This is a genomic window from Actinomycetospora sp. (genome assembly GCF_055612215.1).
Map to the genome: position 1 here is coordinate 1 of NZ_JBVPVA010001091.1, position 6267 is coordinate 6267.

Genomic DNA, 6267 nt, shown 5'->3' on the forward strand with positions numbered 1-6267 from the left:
GCAGGTCGGCGCTCCCGCCGAGGACGGCCGCCGCGACGTGCGGCCACAGACGCGGCTCGTCGGCGGGGTGGGCGGTGTGCGGGCCGTGGAAGCTCAGCGAGTCCCCGAGCACGAGCACGCTACCCATGGGAACGGGTGTGGTCGCCAGGACGACCGAATTCGTTCACATGGTGCGGAGCACCCCACTGCGCCAGCCGCCACCGGTCGATCCGGAACTCCAGCACCGACCAGCGGCAGTTGCCCAGCGGGCCGAGCGAGGGCCACTGCTCCGCCGGCCAACCGAGGAACCCGCAGGTCAGTGCCATGATCGTGCCGCCGTGCGCCACCAGCACCGCGGTGTCCCCGATGGCGCCGGGCTCCGGGGAGCCGACGACCTCGTGCAGCACCGGCAGGGCCCGCGCGGCGGCATCGACGCGGGACTCCCCGCCCGGCGGCGCGAACGCCGCGTCGGCCCGCCACCGGTCGAGCCCGCCGGGCCAGCCGGCTTCCACCTCGGCGTCGACGAGGCCCTGCCACTGCCCGACGTCGGTCTCGCGCAGCCGGGGTTCCTTGCGCGGCTCGAGGCCGGTCGCCTCGCCGACCGCGAGCGCGGTCTGCAGGGCGCGGGTGAGGTCGGAGGAGATCAGCACCACCGGGTCGAACCCGGCGACGGCGGGCGCGGCCTCGGCGGCCTGCGCCTGCCCCGCGTCGTCGAGCGGCGGGTCGAGACGGCCCTGCATGCGTCGCTCGGCGTTCCACGCGGTGCGTCCGTGCCGGAGCAGCACGACCCGCGTGACCACGCCGGGACCGCCCGACGGCTCAGTCACCCGCGGCGACGGGGCCGGTGACCTCGACCGGGAGCTCGATGCGCGGGCAGTCCTTCCACAGCCGCTCCAGGCCGTAGAAGTCGCGCTCCTCGGTGTGCAGGACGTGCACGACGACGTCGCCGAAGTCCAGGAGCACCCAGCGGGCCTCCTGCCGGCCCTCGCGGCGCACGGGCTTGACGTCCTCGCCGCGGAGCTTCTCCTCGACGTTGTCGACGACGGCCTGCACCTGGCGCTCGTTCGGTGCGGAGGCGATGACGAAGCAGTCGGTGAGCGGGAGCCGCTCGGACACGTCGATCGCGACGACGTCCTGGGCGAGCTTGTCGGCGGCGGCCAGGGCCGCGAGCTCGGCCAGGCGGCGCGCGCTGTCGGTGGCGGCCATCGTCGTCGAGCCTACCCGGACACCAGGGACCGGTTTCGCCCCCGGGACAGGTGTCCATACTCGACGCATGGGAGACGTGGCGGAGCCGGACCCGACCCACCGGGGCTACGAGTTCGGCGACGGACTCGCCCAGGGACCGGACCTCCTCGCGGCCGCGGAGACCGCGGTGGCGGCGGCGACGGCGCCGCTGCACGGGCACCGTCCGGACCTGCTCGGCGTGTTCGTCTCCCACCCGGACCCCGACGTGGCCGCGAGCGCCGGCCAGCGCGCGATGGAGATCGCGGGGGCGACGACGGCGTTCGGGTGCCGCGCCTCGGGCGTCATCGGCGACGGCCGCGGCGTCGAGGACACGCCCGCCGTCGCGGTGTGGGCGGCGACGCTGCCGGGCGTGCGGGTCACGCCCTTCCGGCTGCAGGCCGCGCGGCACGAGGGGGGTATCTCGGTGGGCGGCATGCCGGTGCCCGCCGACGACGACGCGGTGGCGGTCCTGCTCGCGGACCCGTTCACGTTCCCCGCGCAGGGCTTCGTCGAGCAGTCCGACGAGGCGCTGAACGGCCTGCCGCTGATCGGGGGCCTCGCGACGGCGCCGACCGGGACGAGCGCGCTCGGCCCGGGCCGCCCGGCGCCAGGCGGGGCGCGCCTCTTCCTCGACGGCGAGGTCCACTCCCGCGGCGCGATCGGCGTGCTGCTCGGGGGGAACGTCGCGATCCGCACGCTGGTCAGCCAGGGCTGCCGCCCGATCGGCCCGACGATGACGGTGACCGCCGCCGGCGGCAACGAGCTCCACTCCCTCGCCGGCGTGCCCGCCTACCGCAAGCTCGAGGAGATCCTGCGCGATCTCGGCGAGGCCGACCGGGAGCTCGCGTTGCAGGGCCTGCACCTCGGCATCGCGATCGACGAGTACGCCGACGCGCACGGCCGGGGCGACTTCCTCATCCGCGGCGTCGTCGGCGCCGACGAGGACACCGGGACGGTGACCGTCGGCGACGTCGTCGAGGTGGGCCGCACCGTGCGCTTCCACGTGCGCGACGCGACGACGGCGGGCGAGGACCTCGACGCCCTGATGGCGGCCTCCGGCGAGGACGGCCCGGCCGGTGGCGCGCTGCTGTTCTCCTGCACCGGACGGGGTCGGGTGATGTTCGGCGGGCCGGACTCCGTGCACGGCGGCGCGAGCCACGACGTCCGGGCGATCCGGCGCGGTCTCGCCCCGCGGGTGGCCGGGTTCTTCGCCGACGGCGAGATCGGCCCGGTCGCCTCGAAGAACAACCTGCACGGCTTCACCGCGTCGGTGCTCGCCTTCGGTGACTAGGTAGGTGCGCTTCGCGCTCGTGAGCACTAGTCCGTCCTATGACACGGGATAGTGCTCACGAGCGCGGAGCGCACCTCAGGCCGTCGATCACGACCTGGATCGCCCGGCGCCGCACGGCCGGGTCCACCGGCAGGAGCGCCTGGGCCTGGGCGACCCCGCGCACCAAGAAGTAGATCTCCTCGACCCCGACGTCGGTCCGGATCCGGCCGGTCTCCTGCGCGCGCTCCAGCACCTCCCCGACGACCGCCCCGACCCGCTCCGACGCCGCGCTCGCCGCCTCGCCGAACCCGCCCTCGGCGAGCAGATGCCCGGCCATCGCGAGCTTCGTCGGCGCGTGCTCGGCCATCTCGGCGACCAGGGCGTCCAGCGCCGCGACGGCGTCACCCCCGGTCCCGGCCGCGCGGGCGCCGGCCGCGAGCTCGTCGAGGTGGGGGGCGAGGGTGTGCTCCACGTGGTCGCGCTTGGTCGGGAAGTGCCGGAAGACGGTGCCCGCCCCGACCCCCGCGCGGCGCGCGATCGTCTCGGTGGAGGCCTCCACGCCCTGCTCGGCGAACACCTCCTGCGCCGCGGCGAGGACCCGACGGCGGTTGGCGGCGGCGTCCGCGCGCACGCCACCTCCTGGAAACGGAGCGACCACTCCGCTACGGTCGAGCGAAGCGGAGTGCCTACTCCGTTCAGCCTCCACGAATCTAGGCCCCGATGGTTCCGCCACCCCCGCCGTCGTCCCCCGAGGCCGTCGTCCGCGCCGTCATGGACGGCGTGAGCCGCCTCGCTCTCGGCGACGAGTCGCAGATCGAGCGGCTGGTCGCCCTGTACGCGGAGCCGACCCACGTCGTGCACCCGATGAACCCGTCGATCCCGCCGCTGCGCACGCGGGACGACCTCCGCGCGCACTTCGCCGCCGCACCGTCGCATCTCGGGCGCCTCGACGCGTTCGCGCCGGTCGACGTCGTCGTGCACCACACGACCGACCCCGAGGTCGTCGTCGCGGACTTCCACTACGAGGTCACGCGGGGCGGGACGACGTCGAGCCTGCCGTGCGTGTTCGTCGTGCGGGTGCGCGACGGGCTGATCGTGGACTCCCGGGACCACGCGGGCGCGCCGGCCTGACCGGGCCCGAGCCGGCGCATGAACGGCGCCGTCCTGACACCTGACATCAGCAACGTGCCGTTGCTGCCACGATGAGTCAGCCGGAACCGGGCTGAGCCTTCTGCGGGTACAGCGTCTCCCCCCGCGCGAGCATCGCCACGTACTCCTCGATGCGCCGCACCCGGGTCTCCGGGCGTTTGAGCTGCCCGAGCCGGTGCAGGATCGCATAGCGGTTCTGGCTGGTCAGGCGCCCGAACATCGCCGTCGCCGCCTCGTCCGCGGCCAGCGCCGTGGCCAGGTCGTCCGGCACCACTGCCGTGGCCGGGCCCGCGTAGGCGGCGTCCCAGCGGCCGTCGGCCTTCGCCCGCTCCACCTCGGCGTGCCCCGCGGGAGTCATCCGGCCCTCGTCGACCAGCCGCGCGACGTGGGAGACGTTGCGCGCCGACCACGGACTGCGCGCGCGCCGCGGGGTGAAGCGCTGGAACGACGTGAGCTCGTCCCGCCGGCGGGCCTGCCCGTCGATCCAGCCGTGGCACAGCGCCTCGTCGAGGGCCTGCGCGTAGGTGAGCGTCGTCGGCGGGTCGGGGTGGGCGAGCGCCGCCTTCTTCGCCAGCACCAGCCACACGCCCGTCGGGTCCGTGTGGTGGGCGCGCAGCCATTCCCGCCAGGCCGCCTCGTCGGGGACGACGAGCTCGGGCTGCTCGGAGGCCATCGCGTCTCCCTCCGGGCTAGCTCAGGTGCTCCAGGCGCGACGGCGTCACGTCGTCGCGGTAGAGGCCGCGCTTGGCGATGTACTGCACGACGCCGTCGGGCACCAGGTACCAGACCGGCTCGCCCTTGGCGACACGGCTCCGGCAGTCGGTCGAGGAGATCGCCATGGCCGGGACCTCGAGGAGGCTGACCGCTCCCTGCGGGAGGTGGGCCCCGTCGAGGGTGAACCCCGGCCGCGTCACCCCCACGAAGTGCGCCACCTCGAACATCTCCGACGCGCGGTGCCACGACAGGATCTGCTCGAGGGCGTCCGCGCCGGTGATGAAGTAGAGCTCGTCGTCCGGGAAGATCGCGGCGAGGTCGTGCAGGGTGTCGACGGTGTAGGTGGGCCCCTCGCGGTCGACGTCGACCCGACTGACCGTGAAGCGCGGGTTCGACGCCGTCGCGACCACCGTCATGAGGTAGCGGTCCTCGGCGGCGGTGACGTCGGTCTTGGTCTTCTGCCAGGGCTGCCCGGTGGGGACGAACACGACCTCGTCGAGCGAGAAGCGCATGGCGGCCTCGCTGGCCGCGACCAGGTGGCCGTGGTGGATCGGGTCGAACGTCCCGCCCATCACCCCGATGCGTCTGCTCATCGTCGCCTCCCCGGCCCTCTCCCCGTCGCTGCCGCTCGCCCGACTCAGACGGGCAGCAGCCCGCCGACGACGCCGGCCAGCTGGGCCGCCGTCCGGCACTCGTGCATGGGCATGACCCGGCCGTACTCGTGCGCCGCCGAGTCCCCGGTCCCCCACTGGCGCTGCGGCTCCGGGTTGAGCCAGTGCGCGTGCCGGGCCCGCGCGACGATCCCCGCGAGCACGCCCAGCGCCGGGTCCTGGTGGTTGGTGCGGGCGTCGCCGAGGACGAGCAGCGAGCTGCGGTCGGTGACGGCGTCCGGCCAGCGCTCGGCGAACCGCCCGAGGGCCCGCCCGTAGTCGGAGTGCCCGCTCCACGCGAGCAGGCCGGGCCGGGTGTGCACCTCGGTGAGCACCTGGGAGAGGTCCGCGCCCGGGGTGAACAGGTCGGTGACCTCGACGCAGCCGTCGACGAAGCAGAAGATCCGGATTCGGGAGAACTGCTCGCGCAGCGCCTGGACCAGCATCATCGTGAAGTGGCTGAACCCGGCCACGGAGCCGGACACGTCGCAGAGCAGCACCAGCTCCGGGCGCCCCGGCCGCGGGCGCCGGTGCACGAGGTTCACCGGGACGCCGCCGGTGGACATCGAGCGGCGCAGGGTGCGGCGCATGTCGATCGGCCCGCGGTGGGCCCGACGACGGCGGGCGGCCAGTCGCGTCGCGAGGTGGCGGCCCAGCGGCGCGACCCGCCGTCGCAGGTCGGCGAGGGTCTCCGCGTTCGCGGAGAGGAAGTCGGTCTGCTCGGCCTGGCGTCGCACCCCGGTGCGGGCGGCCGCCTCCCGGCCCCGGATCTCCGAGCCGCGCCGCGCGGTCTCGGCCTGCACCAGGCGACGGAACTCGGCGATCCGCGCCCGCGTCTCGCGGCGCGCGACCTCCTCGGCGAACGGGCCGTCGGGGGCGTCCGCGGCCTCCCGGCGGCCGCGCAGGTCGGCGAGCACCCGCGCGAGCAGCGTCTCGGGCCGCACGCTGTTGAGCGCCTGGTAGGACGAGAAGCCGGACGGGCGGCCGCCCGCGCCGTCCGTGCCCGTGCCCGTCCCGCCGGACCCGGCGCCCTGCCCGGTCCCGACGCCGAGCGCACCCAGCCCGTCCACGACGGCGCGGGCGAGCTCGGAGAGCGCGGCGGTGTCGCCGTCGGCGAGGAGCTGGGCGAGCAGGTCGCGGAGCGCGTCGACGTCGACGGAACCGTCCTCGGCGTAGGGCAGCGCGACCTCGCCCAGCGCCGCGCCCTGGCCCAGCGGGAACCACAGGTCGAACAGCGCGTCGAAGGTCTGCCGTTGCCCGGAGCGGCGCAGCAGCGCGGCC

At 75.1% G+C, this 6267-nt stretch carries 8 protein-coding genes and 1 pseudogene; 2 read left to right on the plus strand and 7 right to left on the minus strand.

The genetic code is table 11. From position 1 onward, the window contains the following. The 3 genes and pseudogenes from AC0CYZ_RS29480 to rsfS form a co-directional block, all read right to left on the minus strand. Window positions 1-127, minus strand: a pseudogene (locus AC0CYZ_RS29480) (diglucosylglycerate octanoyltransferase); the annotation flags it as partial. Beyond that, window positions 120-806: a histidine phosphatase family protein gene (locus tag AC0CYZ_RS29485; protein ID WP_472221673.1), complete on the minus strand. Its 687-nt coding sequence runs from the start codon at window positions 804-806 to the stop codon at window positions 120-122. The gene AC0CYZ_RS29485 and the pseudogene AC0CYZ_RS29480, both read right to left, overlap by 8 nt. Next, the gene (rsfS, locus tag AC0CYZ_RS29490; RefSeq protein WP_472221674.1) at window positions 799-1185 is read right to left on the minus strand and encodes a ribosome silencing factor; all 387 of its coding nucleotides are present in this window, start codon (window positions 1183-1185) and stop codon (window positions 799-801) included. Before rsfS ends, AC0CYZ_RS29485 begins: the two co-directional genes overlap by 8 nt. Window positions 1186-1252: 67 nt before the next feature. Between rsfS and AC0CYZ_RS29495 the strand changes: the two genes are divergently transcribed. After that, a complete protein-coding gene (locus tag AC0CYZ_RS29495; protein ID WP_472221675.1) occupies window positions 1253-2494 on the plus strand; it encodes an FIST signal transduction protein in 1242 nt (413 codons plus the stop codon). A 55-nt stretch (window positions 2495-2549) separates the two neighbouring features. Here the strand turns inward: AC0CYZ_RS29495 and AC0CYZ_RS29500 are convergent, their stop codons facing one another. Then, window positions 2550-3104 (minus strand): TetR/AcrR family transcriptional regulator, encoded by a 555-nt coding sequence (locus tag AC0CYZ_RS29500; protein WP_472221676.1) that lies wholly within the window; start codon window positions 3102-3104, stop codon window positions 2550-2552. An 89-nt stretch (window positions 3105-3193) separates the two neighbouring features. On the opposite strand from AC0CYZ_RS29500, the gene AC0CYZ_RS29505 reads away from it, so the two are divergent. After that, entirely contained in the window at window positions 3194-3604 is a 411-nt protein-coding gene (locus AC0CYZ_RS29505; RefSeq protein ID WP_472221677.1) for a nuclear transport factor 2 family protein, read from the plus strand. Between the two features lie 76 nt (window positions 3605-3680). On the opposite strand, the gene AC0CYZ_RS29510 is transcribed toward AC0CYZ_RS29505, so the two are convergent. The 3 genes from AC0CYZ_RS29510 to AC0CYZ_RS29520 all read right to left on the minus strand — a co-directional run. Then, window positions 3681-4295, minus strand: coding sequence for a YdeI/OmpD-associated family protein (locus AC0CYZ_RS29510; RefSeq protein ID WP_472221678.1), 615 nt, complete (start codon window positions 4293-4295; stop codon window positions 3681-3683). A 16-nt stretch (window positions 4296-4311) separates the two neighbouring features. After that, entirely contained in the window at window positions 4312-4929 is a 618-nt protein-coding gene (gene nadD, locus AC0CYZ_RS29515; RefSeq protein WP_472221679.1) for a nicotinate-nucleotide adenylyltransferase, read from the minus strand. A 44-nt stretch (window positions 4930-4973) separates the two neighbouring features. Continuing rightward, a partial coding sequence (locus tag AC0CYZ_RS29520) for a VWA domain-containing protein (RefSeq protein WP_472221680.1) occupies window positions 4974-6267 on the minus strand: 1294 nt, incomplete at its 5' end.